This window comes from Streptomyces sp. CC208A (genome assembly GCF_030010625.1).
Taxonomy (GTDB): Bacteria; Actinomycetota; Actinomycetes; order Streptomycetales; family Streptomycetaceae; genus Streptomyces.
This window is the reverse complement of the sequence record NZ_JASCXN010000021.1, coordinates 110,406-132,159: the sequence shown is the minus strand read 5'-3', so window position 1 is coordinate 132,159 and position 21,754 is coordinate 110,406. Positions and strand designations below refer to the sequence as shown.

At 71.5% G+C, this 21,754-nt stretch carries 23 protein-coding genes and 1 pseudogene; 11 read left to right on the top strand and 13 right to left on the bottom strand.

The window, feature by feature from the left end; genetic code table 11:
- Positions 1-496, bottom strand: a 496-nt coding sequence (locus QK442_RS22645) for an FHA domain-containing protein (protein ID WP_282695852.1), incomplete at its 3' end; no start/stop codon positions are given.
- Positions 497-1,134: 638 nt separating this feature from the next.
- Here QK442_RS22645 and QK442_RS22640 point away from each other — a divergent pair.
- A complete protein-coding gene (locus QK442_RS22640) occupies positions 1,135-2,451 on the top strand; it encodes a phytase (RefSeq protein WP_349239676.1) in 1,317 nt (438 codons plus the stop codon).
- A 134-nt stretch (positions 2,452-2,585) separates the two neighbouring features.
- Here QK442_RS22640 and QK442_RS22635 read toward each other — a convergent pair.
- A pseudogene (locus QK442_RS22635) lies at positions 2,586-2,912 on the bottom strand (XRE family transcriptional regulator); the annotation flags it as partial.
- A gap of 51 nt (positions 2,913-2,963) precedes the next feature.
- Entirely contained in the window at positions 2,964-3,203 is a 240-nt protein-coding gene (locus QK442_RS22630) for a hypothetical protein (RefSeq protein ID WP_282695851.1), read from the bottom strand.
- 126 nt (positions 3,204-3,329) lie between these two features.
- On the opposite strand from QK442_RS22630, the gene QK442_RS22625 reads away from it, so the two are divergent.
- Together QK442_RS22625 and QK442_RS22620 are read left to right on the top strand one after the other, a co-directional pair.
- Positions 3,330-4,583, top strand: coding sequence for a metallophosphoesterase (locus QK442_RS22625; RefSeq protein ID WP_282695850.1), 1,254 nt, complete (start codon positions 3,330-3,332; stop codon positions 4,581-4,583).
- Positions 4,584-4,789: 206 nt separating this feature from the next.
- Positions 4,790-6,343: an ABC transporter substrate-binding protein gene (locus QK442_RS22620; protein WP_282695849.1), complete on the top strand. Its 1,554-nt coding sequence runs from the start codon at positions 4,790-4,792 to the stop codon at positions 6,341-6,343.
- A gap of 54 nt (positions 6,344-6,397) precedes the next feature.
- Here the strand turns inward: QK442_RS22620 and QK442_RS22615 are convergent, their stop codons facing one another.
- The 3 genes from QK442_RS22615 to QK442_RS22605 all read right to left on the bottom strand — a co-directional run bounded on the left by QK442_RS22615 (position 6,398) and on the right by QK442_RS22605 (position 8,096).
- A complete protein-coding gene (locus QK442_RS22615) occupies positions 6,398-7,081 on the bottom strand; it encodes a TetR family transcriptional regulator (protein ID WP_282695858.1) in 684 nt (227 codons plus the stop codon).
- 145 nt (positions 7,082-7,226) lie between these two features.
- Positions 7,227-7,682 (bottom strand): DCC1-like thiol-disulfide oxidoreductase family protein, encoded by a 456-nt coding sequence (locus tag QK442_RS22610; protein ID WP_282695848.1) that lies wholly within the window; start codon positions 7,680-7,682, stop codon positions 7,227-7,229.
- 9 nt (positions 7,683-7,691) lie between these two features.
- Positions 7,692-8,096 carry a hypothetical protein gene (locus tag QK442_RS22605; protein ID WP_282695847.1) on the bottom strand — a complete coding sequence of 135 codons (405 nt, stop codon included), beginning with the start codon at positions 8,094-8,096 and terminating at the stop codon, positions 7,692-7,694.
- Between the two features lie 124 nt (positions 8,097-8,220).
- Between QK442_RS22605 and QK442_RS22600 the strand changes: the two genes are divergently transcribed.
- A complete protein-coding gene (locus QK442_RS22600; RefSeq protein WP_282695846.1) occupies positions 8,221-9,015 on the top strand; it encodes an alpha/beta hydrolase in 795 nt (264 codons plus the stop codon).
- Positions 9,016-9,110: 95 nt separating this feature from the next.
- Here the strand turns inward: QK442_RS22600 and QK442_RS22595 are convergent, their stop codons facing one another.
- On the bottom strand, positions 9,111-10,316 hold the full coding sequence (locus tag QK442_RS22595; RefSeq protein WP_282695845.1) for an RNA-guided endonuclease TnpB family protein: 1,206 nt from the start codon (positions 10,314-10,316) through the stop codon (positions 9,111-9,113).
- A 168-nt stretch (positions 10,317-10,484) separates the two neighbouring features.
- Here QK442_RS22595 and QK442_RS22590 point away from each other — a divergent pair, with 168 nt between their 5' ends.
- On the top strand, positions 10,485-11,024 hold the full coding sequence (locus QK442_RS22590) for a MarR family transcriptional regulator (protein ID WP_282695844.1): 540 nt from the start codon (positions 10,485-10,487) through the stop codon (positions 11,022-11,024).
- Between the two features lie 73 nt (positions 11,025-11,097).
- On the opposite strand, the gene QK442_RS22585 is transcribed toward QK442_RS22590, so the two are convergent.
- The 5 genes from QK442_RS22585 to QK442_RS22565 form a co-directional block, all read right to left on the bottom strand.
- Entirely contained in the window at positions 11,098-11,856 is a 759-nt protein-coding gene (locus QK442_RS22585) for a succinate dehydrogenase iron-sulfur subunit (RefSeq protein ID WP_282695843.1), read from the bottom strand.
- On the bottom strand, positions 11,856-13,610 hold the full coding sequence (gene sdhA, locus QK442_RS22580) for a succinate dehydrogenase flavoprotein subunit (protein WP_282695842.1): 1,755 nt from the start codon (positions 13,608-13,610) through the stop codon (positions 11,856-11,858). Before sdhA ends, QK442_RS22585 begins: the two co-directional genes overlap by 1 nt.
- Before the next feature lie 25 nt (positions 13,611-13,635).
- Positions 13,636-14,109: a succinate dehydrogenase hydrophobic membrane anchor subunit gene (locus tag QK442_RS22575; protein ID WP_282695841.1), complete on the bottom strand. Its 474-nt coding sequence runs from the start codon at positions 14,107-14,109 to the stop codon at positions 13,636-13,638.
- Between the two features lie 8 nt (positions 14,110-14,117).
- Positions 14,118-14,498, bottom strand: coding sequence for a succinate dehydrogenase, cytochrome b556 subunit (sdhC, locus tag QK442_RS22570; protein ID WP_282695840.1), 381 nt, complete (start codon positions 14,496-14,498; stop codon positions 14,118-14,120).
- A 193-nt stretch (positions 14,499-14,691) separates the two neighbouring features.
- Complete coding sequence (locus QK442_RS22565; protein WP_282695839.1) at positions 14,692-15,309, bottom strand: 2-oxo-4-hydroxy-4-carboxy-5-ureidoimidazoline decarboxylase; 618 nt, start codon at positions 15,307-15,309, stop codon at positions 14,692-14,694.
- Positions 15,310-15,586: 277 nt separating this feature from the next.
- Between QK442_RS22565 and QK442_RS22560 the strand changes: the two genes are divergently transcribed.
- The 4 genes from QK442_RS22560 to QK442_RS22545 all read left to right on the top strand — a co-directional run bounded on the left by QK442_RS22560 (position 15,587) and on the right by QK442_RS22545 (position 18,559).
- On the top strand, positions 15,587-17,197 hold the full coding sequence (locus tag QK442_RS22560) for a glycoside hydrolase family 20 protein (RefSeq protein WP_282695838.1): 1,611 nt from the start codon (positions 15,587-15,589) through the stop codon (positions 17,195-17,197).
- A 40-nt stretch (positions 17,198-17,237) separates the two neighbouring features.
- Positions 17,238-17,468, top strand: coding sequence for an antitoxin (locus tag QK442_RS22555; RefSeq protein ID WP_282695837.1), 231 nt, complete (start codon positions 17,238-17,240; stop codon positions 17,466-17,468).
- Entirely contained in the window at positions 17,465-17,905 is a 441-nt protein-coding gene (locus QK442_RS22550; protein ID WP_282695836.1) for a type II toxin-antitoxin system VapC family toxin, read from the top strand. Before QK442_RS22555 ends, QK442_RS22550 begins: the two co-directional genes overlap by 4 nt.
- A gap of 90 nt (positions 17,906-17,995) precedes the next feature.
- Complete coding sequence (locus QK442_RS22545) at positions 17,996-18,559, top strand: hypothetical protein (protein ID WP_282695835.1); 564 nt, start codon at positions 17,996-17,998, stop codon at positions 18,557-18,559.
- A 3-nt stretch (positions 18,560-18,562) separates the two neighbouring features.
- Here the strand turns inward: QK442_RS22545 and QK442_RS22540 are convergent, their stop codons facing one another.
- Positions 18,563-19,303: a Clp protease N-terminal domain-containing protein gene (locus QK442_RS22540; RefSeq protein ID WP_282695834.1), complete on the bottom strand. Its 741-nt coding sequence runs from the start codon at positions 19,301-19,303 to the stop codon at positions 18,563-18,565.
- A 460-nt stretch (positions 19,304-19,763) separates the two neighbouring features.
- Here QK442_RS22540 and QK442_RS22535 point away from each other — a divergent pair, with 460 nt between their 5' ends.
- Together QK442_RS22535 and QK442_RS22530 are read left to right on the top strand one after the other, a co-directional pair.
- Positions 19,764-20,459, top strand: coding sequence for an RNA polymerase sigma factor (locus tag QK442_RS22535; protein WP_282695833.1), 696 nt, complete (start codon positions 19,764-19,766; stop codon positions 20,457-20,459).
- Entirely contained in the window at positions 20,459-21,628 is a 1,170-nt protein-coding gene (locus tag QK442_RS22530) for a hypothetical protein (RefSeq protein ID WP_282695832.1), read from the top strand. Before QK442_RS22535 ends, QK442_RS22530 begins: the two co-directional genes overlap by 1 nt.
- Positions 21,629-21,754: the final 126 nt, after the last annotated feature.

Here is a 21,754-nt window from a genome sequence, read left to right as displayed (position 1 = left end):
ACTGCCGGCTCTGCACCGTGACGACCTGCTGCCGCCGTACGTTGCCCTGCCCCTCGCCCTTCCAGACGACCTTCGCCCCCTCCTGCGCCCACCGCCCGTCGTACACGGTGACCGCCACCCGGGCCCCCATGAGGTGTTCGAGGAGCAGAGCGAAACTCAGCCCGACGGGCCCGCCGCCCGACACGGTGACGCGCAGCACGGGACCCGCGGCCGGCGTGGTCCTGGGCGGGCCGAGCGGCCGCAGCACGGAGAGGTCGAGGATCGTCTCCATCGGGTCGGCCGCCTCGAAGCGGAACGTCTCGGTGCCGATCTCGATGAGGTCCCCGGGCTGCAGCTCGTGCGAGGTCACACGCGTCCCGTTGACCCGTGTCCCGTTGCTGCTGCCCCGGTCGTACAGCACGAATCCGTGCCCCTCGCGCCGCACTTCGGCGTGGAAGCGGGAGACGTTCCCCCCGGATATCGTGATGCTGTTCTCGTGGTTGCGACCCAGGGTCACCGCTGCGGTGCCGATAGGGAATTGCTGTCCCGCCAGAGAGCCTTGATGGCCGACGAGCCGAGGAGGCATGGGTCACCCATTTCCACAATTCACGGACGCGATGACGAAATGCGAAACCGGTCAGCCGGCGGCAGTATCCTGCCTCACACGCCGCAAGTCGACCGGTACGCAGAGCAATCTTAATCCGGCCACGAGCCCCCTGAGAAGGCGTGCGGACCGGCTGATCGACACCCGGTGTCCATTCCGTGAAGATGTAACAGGGATACCCGACGGTAATCTCCGAGGCGGCTGTGAAAGATGTGACGGACGAGCCGCAGGTGAAAACAAATACGCCCGCGCGCCGGGGCGCCGGGGGTATTTCCTCCGCGGGATGCGGATCGTGCGCCCCTGTCCCCCGTGTACGCCCCGACCGTTCCCGCACCCCTGCCCGAGCGCACGACTCCGGCGAACGCGCCGGGGCCGAGGCGGCGGTGGCAGCGGCCCCGCCCCCGCGGGCGGCTGCCCGAGCGGGGCCGGCAGGGCGCCCGAGGGGCGGACAGGCCGCTCCGAGAGGTCATGCGGCGTTCACGGACCCGTACCGGCCGCTTCGCGAACTCCCCATAGCGTTCCTGGCGTTCACACGCCTACCGAGGAGTAATGTGAGCGCCTTCGCCCTTACCGCCATGACCTCGCTCGTCACCGCCTTCGCCCTGACGGCCGGTCCCACCGCCCCGGTGACCCTCACGGCCACCGTCGAGACCCCCACGGTCTACGACGACAAGGCGGGCGGCAGCGCCGACGCCGACGACCCGGCCGTCTGGGTCGACCCGAAGAACCCCGAACGCAGCATCGTCATCGGCACCTTGAAGAAGGCCGGTCTCGACGTCTACGACCTCGCCGGCCGGCGCCTCCAGCACATACCCGCCCCCGCGGCCCCGGCGGAGGGCGCCAGTGCCGGCCGCTTCAACAACGTCGACGTCGTCTACGGCTTCGAGCTGGGCGGCAGGAAGACGGACCTGGCCCTCGTCAGCGACCGGGGCCGCGACCGCATCCGCGCGTACGCCATCGACCCGGCCGCCGTGGCGGCGGGCCGGCCCCCGCTGAAGGACGTCACCGCCCCCGACGTCGCGCCGGTCTTCGCCGCCGACGAGGCGGAGGTGGACGACCAGCGCACCTCCTACGGCCTGACCGCCTTCACGGACGACGACGACGCCTACGTGGTGGTCTCCCAGCGCGAGCGGACCCGCCTGCGGCTGCTCCAGCTCAAGGACCGTGACGGGCGCGTCGGTTACAAGACGGAGGACACCCTCGACCTGCCCGACACCTTCACCCTGCCCGACGGCACGAAGTGGACGCCGTGCGCCGACCCCGGCGAGCTCCCGCAGGTCGAGGGCATGGCCGTCGACCAGGAGAAGCACGTCCTGTACGCCGCGCAGGAGACCGTGGGCCTGTGGCGCATCGAGATCGACGACGAGGAGTTCGAGAAGCCGAAGCTGATCGACCGCGTCCGCGAGTACGGCACGCCGTGGACGTACGACAAGGCGGAGGAGGAGTGCGTCCTCGACACGGAGAACGACCCCGGCTTCGGCGGTGAACACCTGAGCGCCGACGCGGAAGGCGTCACCGTCTACCACGCCGAGGACGGCACCGGCTACGTCCTCGCCTCCAGCCAGGGCGACGACACCTTCGCCGTGTACGGCCGCGAGGGGCGCAACGACTACCTCGGCTCCTTCGCCGTCGCCGACGGAGCCACCGACGGCGTGCAGCACTCCGACGGCTCCACCGTCGTCAACGTGCCCCTCGGCCGCGCCTTCCCCAAGGGCATGCTGGTCACTCACGACGGCGAGGCCACCCCGGCCGACGGCGACCGCGAGGGCACCAACTTCAAGTTCGTCCGCTGGGACGCCGTCGCCGGAGCCTTCCCCGAGCCGCTGAAGGTCGACACCAAGTCGTTCGACCCCCGCGACGCGGGCTGACCCCACCGCGGACCCGCCGAATGAGGCGGAGGCTCGATCCCACGATCCTCCGCCTCGTTCGTCCGACCGGCTCGGAGCGAGAGGGAAGGCCCACCGGCTCGCTCCCCAAGGGGGCCGTCGGCGCCCGGAGAGGCTCAGCCGTCCGCGTGTTCCACCTCGGCCATGAGCAGCCGCAGCGTCAGGGAGTGCTTCTCGGGTGGCAGCGCGTCCAGCGCGGCCCGCGTGTATGCGACCCCGCCGGGGGCGTCGCCGGCGCGGGCAAGCATGAGCCCTCGGTGCATTTCGAGGTGCGTGGCGAACCGGGGGAGTTCCGCCGGAAGGTCACGCCGTGCGGCATCCTGCGCGGCTGCCGCTGTGCCCTCGTCCCCGAGGCGGGCGGCGAGCAGGGAGACGAACACGTTCATGCGCCACCAGGGAACGGCGTAGTCGCTGGTCTGCTCGTACGACCCGGCCTTGTCGAACGGAAGACCGCTCCGCCTGCGCGCTTTCCCCGTGGCGCACGGGCGGAGCCTCTACGCGTTCCTGTGCGCCCGCACGCCCCGGAGGCCGATCACGCCGACCGCCGTCCCCAGGAGGAAGGACGTGATCGCGAGGGCGAGGTGGACCCAGAGGTACGCCGTCGGGGCGCCCGCGTCGTCGAAGGCGAGGCCGCTCGCGTCCTTGAAGAGGTTGCGGGCGAAGGTGATCCAGATCACCCAGGACCAGACGCCGAACGCGAGCAGGAACCAAGACGTGGGCCGGTTGAGTTTCACGAGTGCCCTTCCACAAGGGTCAGCGGGTCGACTCTGCCAGTATCCGTCCCGTTCCTCCCGGTCCGGCGGCCGGGGCCCGTAGGGGTCCCGCCGGGCCACCGACTGAACACGAGAGAGGTACCGGGCGTGCTCGCCTTCCTGCCCTTCCTGGTCGTGGCCCTCGCGCTGCTCGGCGCGGTCCACTGGTACGTGTGGCGCCGGCTGGTCCGGGACGTCACCGCGCCCGGCGGACTGCCCCGGCGGCTCGGCACGGTCGCGCTGGTCGTGCTGCCGCTGCTCTCGGTCGCGGCGCTCGTCTCCGGGCGGGCCGGGGTGCCGTTCCCGGTCGAGCAGGCCGTGGCCTGGCCGGGGTTCCTGTGGCTCGCGGTGCTGCTGTACGTGGTGCTCGGGCTCGTCGTGGGGGAGGCCGTGCGGCCGCTGCTGCTCCGGGTGCTCGCGCGGCGGGCCGCCGCCGTACCGGAGGTCGTACCGGCGGCCGTACCCGTTCTCGTACCGGAGCGGGGGCCCGAGCCCGAGCCCGCTCCCCGGGAGCCGGTGCCGGAGGCCGGTGAGGTGTCGCGGCGGCTGTTCGTCTCGCGGGTGGTCGGCGGGGCCGCGGCGGCCGTCGCCGTGGGGACGGTGGCCAACGGGACGCACGGGGTGCTGCGCGGGCCGCGGGTGAAGCGGGTCACCGTGCCGCTCGCCAAGCTGCCCCGGGCCGCCCACGGGTACCGGATCGCCGTCGTCTCCGACATCCACCTCGGGCCGATCCTCGGGCGCGCCCACACGCAGCGGATCGTCGACTCGATCAACGCCACCCAGCCCGACCTCATCGCCGTCGTCGGCGACCTCGTCGACGGCACCGTGGAGAACCTCGGGCCCGCCGCCGAACCCCTCGCCCGGCTGCGCGCCCGGCACGGGTCCTTCTTCGTGACCGGCAACCACGAGTACTTCTCCGGCGCCGACGCCTGGGTCGACCACGTCCGCGAGCTCGGGCTGCGGCCGCTGCGCAACGAGCGCCTGGAGATCGCCGCCGGCTTCGACCTGGCCGGTGTCGACGACGTGGCCGGCGAGCGGGAGGGGCGGGGGCCCGACTTCGTCCGCGCGCTCGGCGACCGCGACCGGTCCCGTACCGCCGTCCTCCTCGCCCACCAGCCGGTCGTCATCGAGGACGCCGTCGCCCACGGCGTCGACCTCCAGCTCTCCGGCCACACCCACGGCGGCCAGCTCTGGCCCGGCAACTTCCTGGCCGATCTCGCCAACCCGACCGTCGCCGGACTGGAGCGGTACGGCGACACCCAGCTGTACGTCTCCCGGGGCGCGGGCGCCTGGGGGCCGCCGGTCCGGGTCGGCGCGCCCTCCGACATCACCGTCGTCCAACTCGCCTCGAAACAGGCGTAAACGGGGCGGAAGAGGGGACTGTCACTCCCCGCGCCGGTGCCGATACGTGCTGCTCATCGGCTTAAATTCGCTTTTCCCGGACATATACCTGCCGTGTGAAGGTTTCCTCTTCCCCCTGTGAAAACCGTGTGATTGGCTGGCGCCATCGCGGCGTTCCGGGGGCCGCCGCTCCTTGGCGTTTCTGCACGAAAAAAGGAAGCACGGCAATGCGGTCGACGGTCCGACTCCGGATCCTCATCACTTGTGGAGTACTGGTGGCCGCGGGGGTGGGGGGCTGGCAACTCCTGCCCTCCGACGAGGTCCGTGCCGACCCGATCCCCGTCGGCACCACCGACGAGATCACCTCGCTCGACCCGTCCGGCGCCTACGACGCCGGCTCCTGGGCGATCTACAGCAACGTCTTCCAGTCGCTGATGACGTTCAAGCCGGGCTTCACCACCCCGGTCCCGGACGCCGCCGAGGACTGCAAGTTCGTGAACTCCGGGCTCACCTCGTACCAGTGCACGCTCCGCGACGACCTCACCTTCTCCAGCGGGCGCAAGGTGACCGCCGAGGACGTCAAGTACTCCTTCGACCGCATGCTGAAGATCAAGTCGGACGTCGGTCCCGCCCCGCTCTTCCCCACCCTCAAGGGCGTGTCGGCGAACGGCCTCACCGTCACCTTCAGCCTCAGCGGCCGGGACGCCACCTTCCCGCTGAAGCTGGCCACCGGCGCCGGCTCGATCGTCGACCGCGAGCGCTACCCGGCCGACAGCCTCCGCGAGGACAACACCGTCGACGGCACGGGCCCCTACCTCCTCAAGGAGTACAAGCCGGGCGAGAGCGCCCTCCTGGAGCCCAACCCGAAGTACCGCGGCGCGCTGCCCGCGACCGGCCGCCCGGTCCTCGTGAAGTACTTCAAGCAGTCCGAGGACCTGGCGAACGCCTGGAAGTCCGGGGCCGTCCAGGCCACCCACCGGCAGCTCCCGCCGGCCTTCGTGCAGGACCTCGACACCAACGGCGGCACCCGCCTCACCGAGGCGGAGAGCGCCGAGATCCGCAACATCGTCTTCAACACCCGGTCCGACTCGCCGATGGGGAAGAAGGCGGTGCGCCAGGCGGTCGCGGCCGTCCTGGACCGCCCGGCCATCACCACCGGCGCCTACAAGGGCACGGTCGAGCCGCTGTACTCGCTGATCCCGCAGGGCTTCCTCGGCCACAGCACGGCCTTCTACGACCGCTATCCGGCGCCCGACGAGAAGAAGGCGGAGAAGCTCCTGGAGGACGCCGGCGTGGAGACGCCGGTCGAGTTCACCTTCGGCTACCGCCAGGACGCCACGTACGAGGCCGAGACCGCCGAGATCAAGAAGCAGCTGGAGGAGACCGGCCTCTTCAAGGTGAAGGTGGTGGAGGCCGACTGGCAGTCCTTCCAGAAGGGCTACACCAGCGGCGCCTACGACGCCTACACCGTCGGCTGGCTCCCCGACTTCCCCGACTCGGACAGTTTCACCGCCCCGCTCATCGGCACCGGCAACACCCTCGACAACGGCTACTCCAGCAGGACCGTCGACCGGCTGATCGCCGACACCCAGCAGCACAGCGACCGTTCCCGGACCACCCGCGACTTCAAGGCGATCCAGGAGGAGATCGTCAAGGACGTCCCGCTGCTGCCGCTCTGGCAGAAGAACGACTACGTCCTCGCCACCGAGGCCGTCGGCGGCTCGCAGAACCTCAGCGACGGCACCGGCATCTGGCGCCTGTGGGAGCTCTTCTGGATCTGAGCCGCCGTCAGGAGGGGGGTGCCCAGTCCTTCTGGTGTTCGGTCCTTCCGGCGCTCAGTCCTTCTTCGGGGCGGTCCTCCGGGGCCGCCCCGACGCCGCCATCCCGGCCGCCGTCGGCATGAAGTCCGCGAGCAGCTCGTGGGTCTCCTTGACCAGCGGGCGCAGGATCCGGAACCGGGAGAGCGAGATCGCCCGCGCGGTCACCGGCGCGAGCCGCTCCACCAGGCGCCGGCTGTTGGCGGCGCCTTCCGAGCGGTCGTACACCCAGAACAGCACGAGCCCCATCTGCTGGAGCCACAGCAGCTGGGGCAGCGCCTCGGAGAGCTCGGGGTCGACCTTCACCGAGGCTCCGGAGATCACCCGCCGGTGCACCTCGATCGCCGCCTCGCGCGGCCCCTCCGACTCCGGCGAGAACGGCGAGAGCGGGCTGTCGGGGTCGGCGGCGTTCTTGAAGAACTGGGCGGCGAACTCGTGGTACGGCTCCGCGATGTCGAGCCAGGCGAGGAGTACGCCCCTGATCCGGGCGACCAGTTCCTTCTCGCCGCCCTCCAGGACCGGTTCGACCGCGGCCTGGTGCTCCTCGGCGATCCGGTCGTAGAAGCCCTGGACCAGGTGCTCCTTGGACGCGAAGTAGTAGTAGGCGTTGCCGACCGAGACCCCGGCCTCCTGGGCGATCGCCCGCATGGTGGTCTTGTCGTAGCCCCGCTCCCGGAAGAGCCGCAGCGCGGTCTCCAGGATGAGCGTCCGCGTCTGCTCGCTCTTCGGGGCCTTCGAAGCGTCCTTCGGCGCCTTGGGGGCGTCCTGCGTCGCCTTCGAAGTGTCCGGCGTCTTCGGGGCGTCCGGGGCCTTCTTCTCTTCCTTCGCGTCCTTCACGGAGCCGAGCCTAACCGGGCACCGGGCAGTGCCCGTCCTCGCAGCCCCCGTCCCCCGCGCCGGCGCCCTTGAGCGCCTCACGCCACTTCGCGGCGGCGAGGACGGCGGCGCGGGCGAGGGGCTGTCCGGCGGGGGTGGCGAGCCAGTGGGCCCGGGGCCGGTGCTCGGCCAGGGCCCAGAGGCAGACGATCCAGGCGGCGGAGGCCCGGTAGACCTGGCCCCGGTCCCCGACCACGGTGATCTCCCGCAGGGTGGAGTCGTGGTCGAGGTCCGGGAAGAGCTGCCGCGCCCGCTGCGAGCCGGCCGGTACGAGATCGAGCGGGACGAGCTGCCGCTGGCGCAGCAGCCAGTGCCGCAGGTGCACGCAGAGCGGGCAGTCGGCGTCGTACAGCACGGTCAGGCGTCCGACGGGGGTGCCCTGACGGGTGGCGGGGGCGGTGGCGGGGGCGGTGGCGGCGGTCGTCATGGCCGGGCCTCAGGCCTGGGGTGCGGGGGTCCAGCCCTGCGGGGCGACGGGCGGGACCTGTTCGCGCTCCATGGCGCCGCGGCGGCGGATCTTGTTGAGGACGTAGACGTTGCCGAGGTGCATCACTCCGAGGACGAGCAGGACGACGCCGAGCTTGACGGAGAGGGCCTCGAAGAGCTCCCGGGCGTCGGCGACGGCCCCGTCCTGGTTCAGGTAGAGGGCGACGAAGCCGAAGTTGACGAGGTAGAAGCCGACCACCAGGAGGTGGTTGACGGCGTCCGCGAGCTTCTCGTTCCCGTGCAGCACGTCGGCGAGGAAGATCCTGCCGTTACGGCTGAGGGTGCGGGCGACCCAGACGGTCAGGGCCACGCTGATCAGCAGGTAGACGATGTACGCGACGACAGTGAGGTCCATGCCCCACGCTCCTTTGAACGCGTTCAAGTGCTGGCGGACATGACTGTAGACCCCCTCTTGAACATGTTCAAGTCGCCGGGAAAGGCGTGGCAGCCGCCGTCGGGGGGCGTCTACAGTCGCGCGGGTGACGCTCTCTCATGACACGGCCGGTACCGGCCACCAGACCGTCGTCCTGCTGCACTCCGGGGTCTGCGACCGCCGGATGTGGGACGGACAGTTCCAGGCCCTCGCCGAGGCCGGCCACCACGTCGTCCGTTGCGACCTCCGCGGCTTCGGCGAGACCCCCGTGGACGCCCCGCACACCCACGCCGACGACGTACGCGACCTCCTCGACCACCTCGGCGTCGAGCGGGCCGCCCTCGTCGGCTCCTCCTTCGGCGGCGAGGTCGCCCTGGAGTTCGCCGTCCGCCACCCCGGCCGTACGGCCGCGCTCGCCCTGCTCTGCGCCGCCGCCCCCGTCGAGCACGAGGCGGGCCCCGAACTGCGCGCCTTCTTCGACCAGGAGGAAGCCCTCCTCGACGCCGGCGACATCGAGGCCGCCACCGCCCTCAACGTCGGCCTGTGGCTCGGACCCGAGGCGGACGCCGAGGCCCGCGCCCTCGTCCACGCCATGCAGCGCCGAGCCTTCGAGCTCCAGCTCCCCGTCCCCGAGGAGCACGAGGCCCGGCCCACCGGCGTCACCGAGGACGACCTGAGGACGATCGGCGCCCCCGCCCTCGTCGTCACCGGCGCCCACGACCTCCCCGACTTCCGCGCCATCGGCGAGAAGACCGCCGCCCTCCTCCCGGCCGCCCGCCGCGTCGAACTCGACTGGGCCGGCCACCTGCCGTCCCTGGAGCGCCCCGAGGAGACCCTGCGCCTCCTCGCGGACTTCCTCGCTGAGGCGGACGGAGGGCGGGAGCGTGCGCGCCGCGCATGATATTTCGGCAACGAAATACCTAATGCCGAAGTGGGCCGCACCCTCGCACGTACGATCACCCCTTGACTTCTCCCCTCCTGCTGGAGGAGGGGTTCCTACGGCTCGCGCCGTGGGGTTTTCTGCTTCGTCGCCGACTGCCCGCCCGGAGTTCTCCGTTGAGGTCTTACACCGGCTCCACAGACCGTCACCGCCAGCCCGGCGGCCAGAAGGTTGCGCGCCGCGTTCACGTCCCGGTCGTGGGTCGTGCCGCAGCTGTCGCACGTCCAGGTGCGGACGCTGAGCGGCATCTTCTGCTGAAGGGTGCCGCAGTGGGAGCACAGCCTGGAGGAGGGGAAGAAGCGGTCGACCGCGATCACTTCCCGCCCGTACCAGGCTGCCTTGTACTCCAGCAGGGAGCGGAACTCGCTCCAGCTCGCGTCCGAGATGGCCCGGGCGAGCGTGTGGTTCTTGACCATGTTGCGTACGGTCAGGTCCTCGATCACGATCGTTTGGTTCTCACGAACGAGCCGAGTGGTGAGCTTGTGCAGGCCGTCACGGCGGCGGTCGGCGATACGGGCGTGGATTTTCGCGACCTTGCGGCGGGCCTTGGCTCGGTTGGCGCCGTTCCCGTTGGCCTTCTTCGCCAGGCGGCGCTGGGCCAGGGTGAGCCGGGCGCGATCACGGCGTTCGTGCCTCGGGTTGGCGATCTTCTCACCGGTGGACAGGGTGAGCAGGTGGTCCAGGCCGACGTCCACCCCCACCGCCGTGTCCGTGGCGGGCAGCGGCCTGACCGTCGGGTCGTCGCACAGCATCGAGACGAACCAGCGCCCCGCCGCGTCCTGCGAGACGGTCACGGTGGACGGCGACGCTCCCTCCGGGAGCGGACGCGACCACACGATGTCCAGCGGCTCCGCCATCTTCGCCAGGGTCAGCCTGCCGTCACGGAAGCGGAACCCGCTGGTGGTGTACTCGGCCGACTTGCGGGACTTCTTCTTCGACTTGAAGCGCGGGTACTTGGCCCGCTTGCCGAAGAAGTTCGTGAACGCCGCCTGCAGGTGCCGCAAACACTGCTGCAACGGCACTGACGACACCTCGTTGAGGAACGCCAGTTCCTCGGTCCTCTTCCACGCCGTCAGCATTGCCGAGGTGGCGTTGTAGTTGACCCGCTCCTGCCTGGCCCATGCCTCGGTACGGGCGGCGAGCGCCAGGTTGTAGACCTTGCGGACGCAGCCGAACGTGCGCGACAGCTCGGCCGCCTGCGCATCGGTCGGATGGAAGCGGTACCTGAACGCCCGCTTCACACACGTCGTGGTCACGCTCACAAAACAGCGATCTAATTGCTTAACTTCAAACCTGCGGGTCAGGGCACTGCTGTCCGCCCTGACGGCGAGACCCCGTCCTGCTCCGCTTCGAAGGAGTCCGTTCCTCCCCTGCAAGCGGGAGGCATCCCCACTCCACCCTGAAGGGCGGAGTATCCACGGAGGAACCAGATGAACCAACAAGACCCCGCAGCGCCCCCGGCCCAGGACTGGACCGACGGGCACGTGGCCCGCTGGCAGCCCGTCCTGCCCGAACTCGACCCCGTTGTCGAAGGCGCGGTCACCCGGATGAAGAAGCTCTCCGTCCACCTCCGCCGGGTCCGCGAGCAGTCCCTCCTCGACTTCGACCTCGAACGCCACGAGTTCGACACCCTGCACAAGCTGGCCGGCCGCGGCGGCTCCGCCGCCCCCTCCGAACTGGCCCAGGACCTCGACCTTGCCCCCGCCTCGGTCACCGGCCGCCTCGACGCCCTGGAGAAGCGCGGTCTGGTCCGGCGTACCCCCTCCACCACCGACCGCCGCCGGGTCGTCGTCGAACTCACCGACGCCGGACGGACCACGTGGCTCGGCGCCATGGACGTCCTCGGCCACGAGGAGGAACGCCTCCTCGGCGTCCTCACCCCCGCCGAGCGCACCACCCTCAACGACTTCCTCCGCCGGATCATGCTCGCCGCCGAGGAGGACCCGACGATCCCCCACTGGCACGCCTGACGCGCCTCTCGCACATGCGGAAGGCCCCGCCTCCCGGAGGGGAAGACGGGGCCTTCGGGCCACACGGTGGGGATCAGTAGCGACGCGTGATCAGCGCGCGCTTCACTTCCTGGATCGCCTTCGTGATCTCGATGCCACGCGGGCAGGCGTCCGTGCAGTTGAACGTCGTGCGGCAGCGCCACACGCCGTCCTTGTCGTTCAGGATCTCCAGACGCTGCTCACCGGCCTCGTCGCGCGAGTCGAAGATGAAGCGGTGCGCGTTGACGATCGCGGCCGGACCGAAGTACTGGCCGTCGTTCCAGAAGACCGGGCAGGACGACGTGCACGCGGCGCACAGGATGCACTTGGTGGTGTCGTCGAAGCGCTCGCGGTCCTCGGCGGACTGCCGGCGCTCGCGGGTCGGCTCGTTCCCCTTGGTGACGAGGAACGGCATGACGTCGCGGTACGCCTGGAAGAAGGGCTCCATGTCGACCACGAGGTCCTTCATCACCGTGAGGCCCTTGATGGGCTCGACGGTGATCGGCTTCTCGGGGTTGATGTCCTTGATCAGCGTCTTGCAGGCGAGCCTGTTCTTGCCGTTGATCCGCATCGCGTCCGAGCCGCAGATGCCGTGCGCGCACGACCGGCGGAAGGTCAGCGTGCCGTCCATGTCCCACTTGATCTTGTGGAGACCGTCGAGCACGCGCTCCTTCGGGTCGATCTCGACCTGGAAGTCCTCCCAGACCACCGCGTCCGAGACCTCGGGGTTGAAGCGGCGGATCCGGAAGGTGACCGTGATGTACGGCGAGGCGGCGGAGTCCTTCTCCACCTTCTCCAGAACGGGGGTAGCCATCAGTACTTACGCTCCATCGGCTGGTAGCGGGTCTGGACGACCGGCTTGTAGTCGAGACGCACGGTCTCGGAGCCGTCCTCGCCGACCTCGCGGTACGCCATCGTGTGGCGCATGAAGTTGACGTCGTCGCGGTTCGGGTAGTCCTCGCGGTAGTGACCGCCGCGGGACTCCTTGCGCGCCAGGGCCGAGACGGCCATGACCTCGGCCAGTTCGAGCAGGTTGCCCAGCTCGATGGCCTCCAGGAGGTCGGTGTTGAAGCGCTTGCCCTTGTCCTGGATGGACACGTTCTTGTAGCGCTCGCGCAGCTCGGCGATCTTCTCGACGGCCGTCTTGATGGTCTGCTCCGTACGGAACACCATCACGTTGGCGTCCATCGTCTCCTGGAGCTCACGGCGCAGGTCGGCGACCCGCTCGTTGCCCGTGGAGTTGCGAAGGCGCTCGATCTGCTCCTCGACGAGGGAGGCCGGGTTCTCCGGCAGGTCGACGTAGTCGGCCTTGTGGGAGTACTCGGCGGCGGCGATGCCGGCCCGGCGCCCGAAGACGTTGATGTCGAGCAGCGAGTTGGTGCCGAGGCGGTTGGCGCCGTGCACCGACACGCAGGCGACCTCGCCCGCGGCGTACAGACCCGGGACGACGGTGGTGTTGTCCGCCAGGACCTCACCCTCGACGTTGGTCGGGATGCCGCCCATGGCGTAGTGCGCGGTGGGCTGGATCGGGATCGGGTCCGTGTACGGCTCGATGCCGAGGTACGTACGGGCGAACTCGGTGATGTCCGGCAGCTTGGCGTCGAGCTGCTCCGGCGGGAGGTGCGTCAGGTCCAGGTAGACGTGGTCGCCCTCGGGACCGCAGCCGCGGCCCTCGCGGATCTCCGTGTAGATGGAGCGGGAGACGACGTCACGGGAGGCGAGGTCCTTCATGACCGGCGCGTACTTCTCCATGAAGCGCTCGCCGTCCTTGTTGCGCAGGATGCCGCCCTCACCGCGGGCGCCCTCCGTGAGCAGGATGCCCATGCGCCAGATGCCCGTCGGGTGGAACTGGAAGAACTCCATGTCCTCCAGGGGCAGGCCGCGGCGGTAGCAGGCGGCCTGGCCGTCACCGGTCAGGGTGTGGGCGTTGGACGTCACCTTGAAGAACTTGCCGGTGCCGCCGGAGGCGTAGATGACCGCCTTCGCCTGGAAGATGTGGATCTCGCCGGTGGCCAGCTCGTACGCGACCACACCGGCGGACTTCCGGACGCCGTCGACCTCGGTGATCAGCTGGTCCAGGACGTAGAACTCGTTGAAGAACTCCACGCCCTCCTTGACGCAGTTCTGGTACAGCGTCTGGAGGATCATGTGGCCGGTGCGGTCCGCGGCGTAGCAGGACCGGCGGACCGGGGCCTCGCCGTGGTTGCGGGAGTGACCGCCGAAGCGGCGCTGGTCGATGGTGCCGTCCGGGGTCCGGTTGAACGGCAGGCCCATCTTCTCCAGGTCGAGGACGGCGTCGATGGCCTCCTTCGCCAGGATCTCGGCGGCGTCCTGGTCGACCAGGTAGTCACCGCCCTTGACCGTGTCGAAGGTGTGCCACTCCCAGTTGTCCTCCTCCACGTTGGCCAGCGCGGCGGCCATGCCGCCCTGCGCGGCGCCTGTGTGGGAGCGGGTCGGGTAGAGCTTCGTCAGGACGGCGGTGCGGCTGCGCTTCGTCGCCTCGATGGCGGCGCGCATGCCGGCGCCGCCGGCGCCGACGATGACGGTGTCGTACTTGTGGATCTTCATGACGTGGATTACCTCAGCCCCGTGCCTAGCGGATGTTCGGGTCGAAGGTGAAGATCACCAGCGTGCCCAGAAGGATGGTGAACACCGTGGCGGTGTACAGCAGGCCCTTCAGCCACAGACGCGTGTTGGGGCGCTCCGCGTAGTCGTTGATGACGGTACGGAGGCCGTTGGCGCCGTGCAGCATGGCGAGCCACAGCATCAGCAGGTCCCAGACCTGCCAGAACGGGGACGCCCAGCGGCCGGCCACGAAGGCGAAGCCGATCTTGGAGACGCCGCCGTCCAGGAAGAGCTGGATCAGCAGGTGGCCGAGGACCAGGACGACGAGGACGACACCCGAGAGGCGCATGAAGAGCCACGCGGCCATCTCGAAGTTGCCGCGGGTCGAGCGCGGGGTCTTGCCCGTGCGCTTGCGCGGGGCCTCGATGTACGGGGCGGGGTTGTCCACGTCGTAGGCGGCGCCCTCGACGGGACCGATCGCGGAAGTCGTGTCAGCGGACATGTCTGAGGTCAGCTCCCGAACAGTTCACGTGCGGCGTGGCCGAGGACGGGGTACACAGAGCCCGCCATCAGCACGACCCAGAGGCCCACGACGGTCCAGAGCATCTGCTTCTGGTAGCGCGGGCCCTTGGACCAGAAGTCCACGGCGATGACACGGAGACCGTTCAGCGCGTGGAAGAGGATGGCTGCGACGAGGCCGTACTCAAGCAGAGCGACGATCGGCGTCTTGTAGGTCGCGACGACCTCGTCGTACGCCTCGGGGGAGACGCGGACGAGAGCGGTGTCCAGCACGTGTACGAACAGGAAGAAGAAGATGAGGACGCCGGTGACTCGATGAGCCACCCAGGACCACATTCCTTCCCGGCCGCGGTACAGCGTTCCAGCCGGCACGGAAAAACCCTCCGGGAGCGGGGATCGGGGCCCGGCCGGCTTCTCTGTCGGTCTGGCCCGGCCGGGTACGGTCCACCGGCCCCGGTCATCGTAGCGACGACTTGTCGGTTCGCTCGCGCGGGGTCCTTCAGTGTGATCAAACAGGCACGGACGGGCTATTCTCCGGGGCGAAATCGGACCGTTCCGGCGAGAATCACAGGTCTGCCCGGTGGAAGGTGAGCCCCCGGGCGAGCGCGAAGGCCAGCCGGGAGCGGGCGAGCCGGCGCAGTTCGTCCGCCGCGACGACCCGTTCCTCCTCCGGTTCGTTGCCGAGACGTGACCGGATTCCGGCCAGGACGGCGTTCAGCCGCTCGCCCGGCCGCACCCCGTCGAGGCTGATGACGAAGGCGCGGCCGAAACGGCTCTCGTACGCGGCGTGGGCGGCGCTCAGCGCGGTCCGGGCGGCCGGCGGGGCGTCCGGGTGCGGCAGCGCGGAGGACTCGGCGGCCAGCGCCTCGTCGAGATCGGCGCCGCTCAGGTCGTACCCGGCCTCCTCGGCGGCGGCCAGCAGGGCGTCCACCGTCGGATAGGGCCGGTGCGCGGCGACCCGCTCGGCCCAGCGGCGGCTGTGGCAGCAGGAGAGCAACAGCTCCACGGCCTCGGTGGGGGCCGCCGCGTTGAAGGGCGGCAGGCCGTGCGGGGCACCGGAGGACTTCTGGGCGGGTATGGCAGGCGTGTCCGCGGGGCGTCCCGGCTTGTGGCAGGGGGCGTGGGTGTCGCTGGTCAGCGTGGGCTCCGGGACGGCGGGACGAAAGGGGGGGACGTGACGCAACGTTATCGACGGTACGGGGGAAGTGTCCGACGGGTGCGCGAATTTCACCCGGAAGGGAGAGTTTAGGAACGTGTGGTGGACGTGAAGGTTCCGTTCCCCCTCGGGGCGGGCCACTGGCCGCACCCGGCGGGATACGGGAGAATGCCCGGTAATGCTGCACTCCATACGAAATACCCCACACGGCCCAAACCCCCCACACGACGTGAATCCCCCACACAGTCCAAGCCCCCCGCGCGTCCGCAACCCCCTGCGCGGCCCGGCTCTCCTGACGGTCGCGGTGGCCCTGACCACCGTGGCCGCCTGTGCGAACGGCTCCCCCTCCGGCGCGGCCCCCTCCCCGGCCGGCTCCGGTACGGGAACGGGGACGGGGACGGGCACGGCCCCGGCGCCCACCACGGCGACCCCGCCGCCCCCCACCCCCACCCCCACGCCGCCCCCCACCCCCACGCCGACCAGGACGTACCCCCTCTCCACCGCCCCCCGCACCGTCCCCGCCGTCCGCTCCCACGAGCCGGCCCGCGGCCCCGGCTGGAAGCCCGCCGCCACGGCCGGGGTCGTCCTCGGTGCCGACAGCGCGGGCCTCGCCGACGAGGGCCGGCTGCTCGCCCAGGAGCTGGGCCTGCGCTACCGAGGCAAGGCCGCCGCGGGCCCCGGCGACGTCGAGCTGGCCCTCGGCGCGCCGGGCGCCCCGGAGTCGTACACGCTCGCCGTGAAGGACGGCCGGGTCCGGATCACCGGCCCCGACGAGGCCGGCGTCTTCTACGGCACCCGCACCCTCAAGCAGTCCGTCAGGTCGGCGGGGAAGATGCCCGAGGGCACGGTCACCGACCGGCCGGCCAAGCCGCAGCGCGGGCTCAACGTCGACATCGCCCGCAAGCACTTCACGGCCTCCTGGCTGGAGGACCGCATCCGGGAGATGGGCGACCTCAAGCTCAACCAGCTGGGGCTGCACTTCTCCGACGACCAGGGCTTCCGGATCGAGTCCGACTCCCACCCCGAGGTCGTCTCGGAGCAGCACCTCACCAAGGCGGAGGTCCGCCGGATCCTGGCGCTCGCCGCGAGCCGGCACGTCACCGTCGTCCCCGAGATCGACTCGCCCGGCCACCTCGGCGCGGTCATCGCTGCCCACCCGGAGCTCCAGCTGGTCAGCGCGACCGGCCGCGCCCCGCGCGGGGCCGTGGACATCTCGCAGCCCGCCGCCGCCCGGATCGTGGACGACCTGCTGCGCGAGTACACGGAGCTCTTCCCCGGCAGTCACTGGCACCTGGGCGCCGACGAGTACGTGGCCCTCATGGCCAAGGACCCCGAGGCGAGCTACCCGGGCCTCGCCCGCGCCGCACGGCTGAAGTACGGCCCCGCCGCCCGCGTCCAGGACCTCGCCACCGGCTGGCTCAACGACCGCGCCGCCACCGTCCGCCCCACCGGCAAGACCCTCAAGGCGTGGAACGACGGCTTCTTCGCGGGCGGGGTGGTGAGCGCGGCGAAGGACATCGAGGTCGAGTACTGGACGGGCAAGGAGTACGGGGCCCGGCCCCCGCTCCCGTACCTCCAGGCGGGCCGCAAGCTGGTCAACCTCAACGACGAGTACCTCTACTACGTGCTCGGCGAGCCCAACGACTTCACCTACCCGACCGGCCGCCGCATCTACGAGCAGTGGACCCCGAGGGTCGTCCGCGGCACCACCCCGGTCCCGGCCCGCTACGACGCGCAGATCCTCGGCGCCCGGTTCGCCGTCTGGTGCGACCTCGCGAACGCCCAGACCCAGTCCCAGGTGGCCGCCGGCATCCGCCTCCCCCTCGCGGCCCTCGCCCAGAAGGTGTGGGACCCCCGTGAACCGTCGCGGCCGTGGTCCGAGTTCCGCACGCTGGCAGCGAAGGTGCAGGGCTGATCTGCTAGCAGATTGCTAGCCGTGCGACTATTCTGGTCGCATGGCGACTCTCTATGTCCGGGACCTGTCCGAGGAAGCACTCGCGGAGCTGAAGATAAGGGCGGCGCGGAACCGCCAGTCCCTCCAGGCGTACGCGCGCACCCTGCTGGAGCAGGAGGCCGCGACCCCGTCGCTGGACGACGTGATCGCACGGATCCGCACCCAGGTCACCGCCAGGCTCACCACCGACGAGGTGCTGGACGAGATCGAGCGGGGAAGGCGGCACGAGTGATCGTCATCGACGCCGGCGCGCTCGTGATGACCCTGACCGACGCCGGGCGGGTCGGTGAGGCCCTGAGAGACCGCCTGACCGGGGAGCGGCTGCTCGCACCGCACCTGGTCGACATCGAGACCGCCTCCGCGCTGCTGGGCCGTCGCCAGGGCGGCAAGCTGACGGACCGCGAGACCGACCAGGCGCTGGCGGCCCTCGCCGCCCTCCCGCTGCGCCGCGTCGAGCACGTGCCTTTCCTGCCCAGGGTGCGGGAACTGCGCGCCAACCTCAGCGCGTACGACGCGCTGTACGTGGCGGTCGCCGAAGGCTACGACGTCCCGCTGGTGACCAGTGACGGAAGGATCCGCGACGGGGCGCGGGCCCAGCGCTCCTCGTGCCGCGTGGAGGTCTTCAACGAGAAGGCGCTCGCGGAGGCGACCGAAGATTTCGCGCCATAGGGAGTGACGTAAACCGGCCGCGCGGCGCAGTATGCAGCGAACGCGCGGGACATCCGTGTCCGCACCGCACCGGATGGCGAGGAGGCGTCCATGACGTCGAGTACGGGCCGGAGTCTGCTGGAACTGACCGAGGGGGCCGACATGCGCGGCCTCGCCGCGGCGGGCCTTGGCTGTCTGGACCGGTGTCTGCCGCTGCTCGCCGCCGACCGGAACGACGCCCTGCGGCCGGTGTGGGCGGCGGTCGCCCGTGCCGACGCCGCCGCCTGGGGCGAGGCCCTCGGCAAGGCGCTCGTGGAGCTGGACGGCCCGCCCGCCGAGCCCGCCGGCGCGGCCGTACGGGAACGGCTCGCCGCCGCCCCGCGCGACTGGACCCCCGAGGCCCTGCGCGCCTGGGCCGCCGACTGCTCGGCGACGGCCCTCGACGCCCACGGCCGCTACGACACCGCCGACCTGTCCGAGGACCTGGTCGAGCGGTGCCGTGCCGGCGACCCGGCCGGCGCGGGCCCGCTGCTCGCCGGGGAGCTCCGCCGCCAGCTGGCCGTCCTCGACGCGGTCGCCCACGGCCCGACCGGACTGCGCCGGGCCCGCGAGCTCTCCGTCGAGGGCGGCCGGGTGCTGCGCGCGGTCGTCTCGCGCCGGGCCCGTACCGCCTGAGGCTCAGCCCTCCGCGGGCGGCTCGACCGTCGCGGAGGCGACGAGCTCGGAGATCTGCCGCTCGGCCGTCGCCTTGTCCAGGCCGAGGCCGCTCAGCACGCCCTTGCCGTCCTCGTGCTCCAGGAGGGCGAGCAGGACGTGCTCCGTGCCGACGTGGTTGTGGCCGAGCCGCAGCGCCTCGCGGAAGGTCAGTTCGAGCACCTTCTTCGCCGCCGCGTCGTACGGGACGAGCGCCGGCACCTCCTCGGCGGCCGGCGGCAGCGTCGCCGTGACGGCCTCGCGCAGCCGTTCGGCGGTGACGCCCCGCGAGACGATCCACCGGACGGCGAGGCCCTCGGGCTCGGCGAGCAGCCCGAGCGCGATGTGGCCGGGACCGATCTCCGCGTTGCGCGCGGCGATCGCCTCGTTCTGCGAGGCGATGACGACGTTGCGGGCGCGCGGGGTGAAACGGCTGAACCCGGCGTTCGGGTCCATCTTCTCGGCGTCGGGGTCCTTGGGGACGAACCGCTTCTGGGCGGCCTGGCGGGTCACGCCCATGCTGCGGCCGATGTCGGTCCAGGAGGCGCCGGAGCGGCGCGCCTGGTCGACGAAGTGGCCGATGAGGTGGTCGGCGACCTCGCCGAGGTGGTCGGCCGCGATGACCGCGCCGGAGAGCTGGTCCAGCGTGTCCGTGTGGGTCTTCTTGATCGCTTCGATGAGTTCGTCGAGACGGATGCTGACGTTCGGAACCACGGGTTGCGTCATGAGGCAACCTTAGGTTGACACCCTGTTGCTGTCAACGAGTAGTTGACGCTTGCGAGGGTTCACCCTTTCGGGTGCGGCGTCGTATCACGTGAAGAGGGGAGAAACCGGGCGGACGGGGTGCGGGGGAGGCCTGGAAAAGGGAGACGACCGGGGCCGCCACCCCCCACAGGAGAGGCCCCGGTCGTCGTCCACGGAGCCGCAGCACGGCTCCGTACTCCATACAGCGCCGGGGGTGCGCTTTCTGTCACACCGTCGGCAGGCCCCTCGCCGGGCCGCTCGCCGGGCGCGAAGGTTGCAAGTTGTACAAGGTACGCGTACCGCGTGGACGCGACACCCGGACTGGACGTAGCGTGCTGGAGCGCGAGGCGTAATCGGCGGCGGTGACCGGCCCCGAGGGCGTACAGGACGCGCAGGACGCGCCGACGCGCGCGGAACGCGACCGACGAACAGGGTTTGGGGAGTGCTGGGGGACGACGCGGAGCTGACGGCCGCGGTGCTCGCTGCGCAGGACGGGGACGAAGACGCCTTCCGTACTGTGTACCGCGCCGTGCACCCCCGTCTGCTGGGCTACATGCGCACGCTGGTCGGGGAGGCCGACGCCGAGGACGTCGCCTCGGAGTCCTGGCTCCAGATCGCCCGCGACCTCGACCGCTTCAGCGGCGACGCGGACCGCTTCCGCGGCTGGGCGGCCCGGATCGCCCGCAACCGGGCCCTCGACCACATCCGGATGCGCGGCCGCAGGCCCGCCTCCGGCGGCGACGAGACCGAGCTCACCGACAAGCCCGCCGACTCCGACACCGCCGGCGAGGCCCTGGAGGCCCTGGCCACCGGCCACACCCTCCGCCTCATCGCCCGCCTCCCGCAGGACCAGGCCGAGGCCGTCGTCCTCCGCGTGGTCGTCGGCCTCGACGCCAAGTCCGCCGCCGAGGCCCTCGGCAAGCGCCCCGGCGCCGTCCGCACCGCCGCCCACCGCGGCCTGAAGAAACTCGCCGAACTGCTCGGCACCGAGTCCGCGTCCGGCACGGAGCCGGGAGAGGAGCCCGCCGACGGCGTGCAGCCCCTGGACGGAGTGCCTCCGCAGCGAGGCCGGAACCCGGGGGGCATATCCCCCGGCGGTGTGACGCATTGGCGTCCCCGTACGCAGAAGGACATGTGATGGCCGACGAGCGGTACCAGTGGCTCGACCCGGAGGCCGCGGAGCGGCTGCTCCGCGGCGAGCCCGTCGACCCCGTCGATCCCGCGGCCCGCGTCCGGGCCGCCGCCCTCGCCGAAGCACTCGACGCCGCCCGCGTCCCCGCCGCCCCCGCCCCCGGCGTCCCGCTCGCCGGGGAGGAGGCCGCCCTCGCCGCCTTCCGCACCGCCACCGCCGCCCGCGCCTCCGCGACCGCGAAGGTCCCGCCGGCCGACCTCGGGCGGGTGCGGCTCACCTCCAGACCCGGCGCGGTCCGCCACTGGGGCCGCTCCCTGCGGTACGGCCTTGCCGCCGCGCTCGCCGCCGTCACCGTCGGCGGCGTCGCCGTCGCCGCCGGCACCGGCGTACTCCCGCTGGGCGACAAGGAACCCGCGGGGACGGTCACCGCTGCCGAGACCTCGGCGACGCCGGACCCCCACAGCCCCTCCGCCGACGTCGAACGCCACGCGGACCCCTTCCGGAGCACCGGCCCCGGCCACTCCGCCGGCACGCCCGCCCCCGGCACCAGCCCGACGGCCGCGCCGATCGGCGGGACCACCACGGCCCCGGGCCCCGGCGCCACCCCCTCCGCCGACCGGACCGGCCGCACCCCGGCCGCACCCTCCGCCACGGGCCCCGCCCCGAGCCGGACCGGCGGCGGCGAGGAGAGCAGGACCAAGGCCTGCCGCGACTACCGCGCGGGCCGCCTCGACGAGGCCGCCCGCCGACGGCTCGCCGGCACGCTCCGCGCCGGAGAGTCCCTGCGCACCTACTGCGACACCCTCCTCGGCTCCGGCGCGACCGGCGCCGACAGGGAGCGGAGCGGCGACGCCACCAAGGGCACCACCAGGGACGACACCAAGGGCGACGGGACCGAGGACGACGAGGAGGGCGGACCGGACGCCGCCCGGGGCACCGCCCCCACCGACTCCACCCGCAAGCGCGCCCAGCAGCCCCGCAAGGGCGACGGCGACGACAAGAGCAGGGCGAAGGACAAGGCCAAGGACAAGGCCAAGGACAAGGTCAAGGCCAAGGTCGAGGGCGCCGGGAGCAAGGCCGCCGGACCGCTCTCCGCCGCCCCGGAGACGGGCTCCCGGCCCGCCGCCCGGACCCTCGCGCCCCGCCCCACGGAAGTCCCCGCACCACAGGTGTGACACTTTTCGACCCGTCGGCGCAGTACAGAGTGAGCCGACTGGTCATCGGCCGCGCAGAGAGCCGGGGTTCCCCCCGTACCTACGGCTCCGCGCACCCGGCGCGGGTGGGACACGTTCCCCCGGTCC

Excerpts from the sequence above, each read along its gene's own strand:
- QK442_RS22590 (WP_282695844.1), top strand. The coding sequence starts at position 10,485 with ATGAACCAACAAGACCCCGCAGCGCCCCCGGCCCAGGACTGGACCGAC.
- QK442_RS22575 (WP_282695841.1), bottom strand. The coding sequence starts at position 14,109 with ATGTCCGCTGACACGACTTCCGCGATCGGTCCCGTCGAGGGCGCCGCC.
- QK442_RS22555 (WP_282695837.1), top strand. The coding sequence starts at position 17,238 with ATGGCGACTCTCTATGTCCGGGACCTGTCCGAGGAAGCACTCGCGGAG.
- QK442_RS22605 (WP_282695847.1), bottom strand. The coding sequence starts at position 8,096 with ATGGACCTCACTGTCGTCGCGTACATCGTCTACCTGCTGATCAGCGTG.
- QK442_RS22540 (WP_282695834.1), bottom strand. The coding sequence starts at position 19,303 with ATGACGCAACCCGTGGTTCCGAACGTCAGCATCCGTCTCGACGAACTC.
- QK442_RS22530 (WP_282695832.1), top strand. The coding sequence starts at position 20,459 with ATGGCCGACGAGCGGTACCAGTGGCTCGACCCGGAGGCCGCGGAGCGG.
- sdhA (WP_282695842.1), bottom strand. The coding sequence starts at position 13,610 with ATGAAGATCCACAAGTACGACACCGTCATCGTCGGCGCCGGCGGCGCC.
- QK442_RS22585 (WP_282695843.1), bottom strand. The coding sequence starts at position 11,856 with ATGGCTACCCCCGTTCTGGAGAAGGTGGAGAAGGACTCCGCCGCCTCG.
- QK442_RS22610 (WP_282695848.1), bottom strand. The coding sequence starts at position 7,682 with ATGACGACCGCCGCCACCGCCCCCGCCACCGCCCCCGCCACCCGTCAG.
- QK442_RS22620 (WP_282695849.1), top strand. The coding sequence starts at position 4,790 with ATGCGGTCGACGGTCCGACTCCGGATCCTCATCACTTGTGGAGTACTG.
- QK442_RS22545 (WP_282695835.1), top strand. The coding sequence starts at position 17,996 with ATGACGTCGAGTACGGGCCGGAGTCTGCTGGAACTGACCGAGGGGGCC.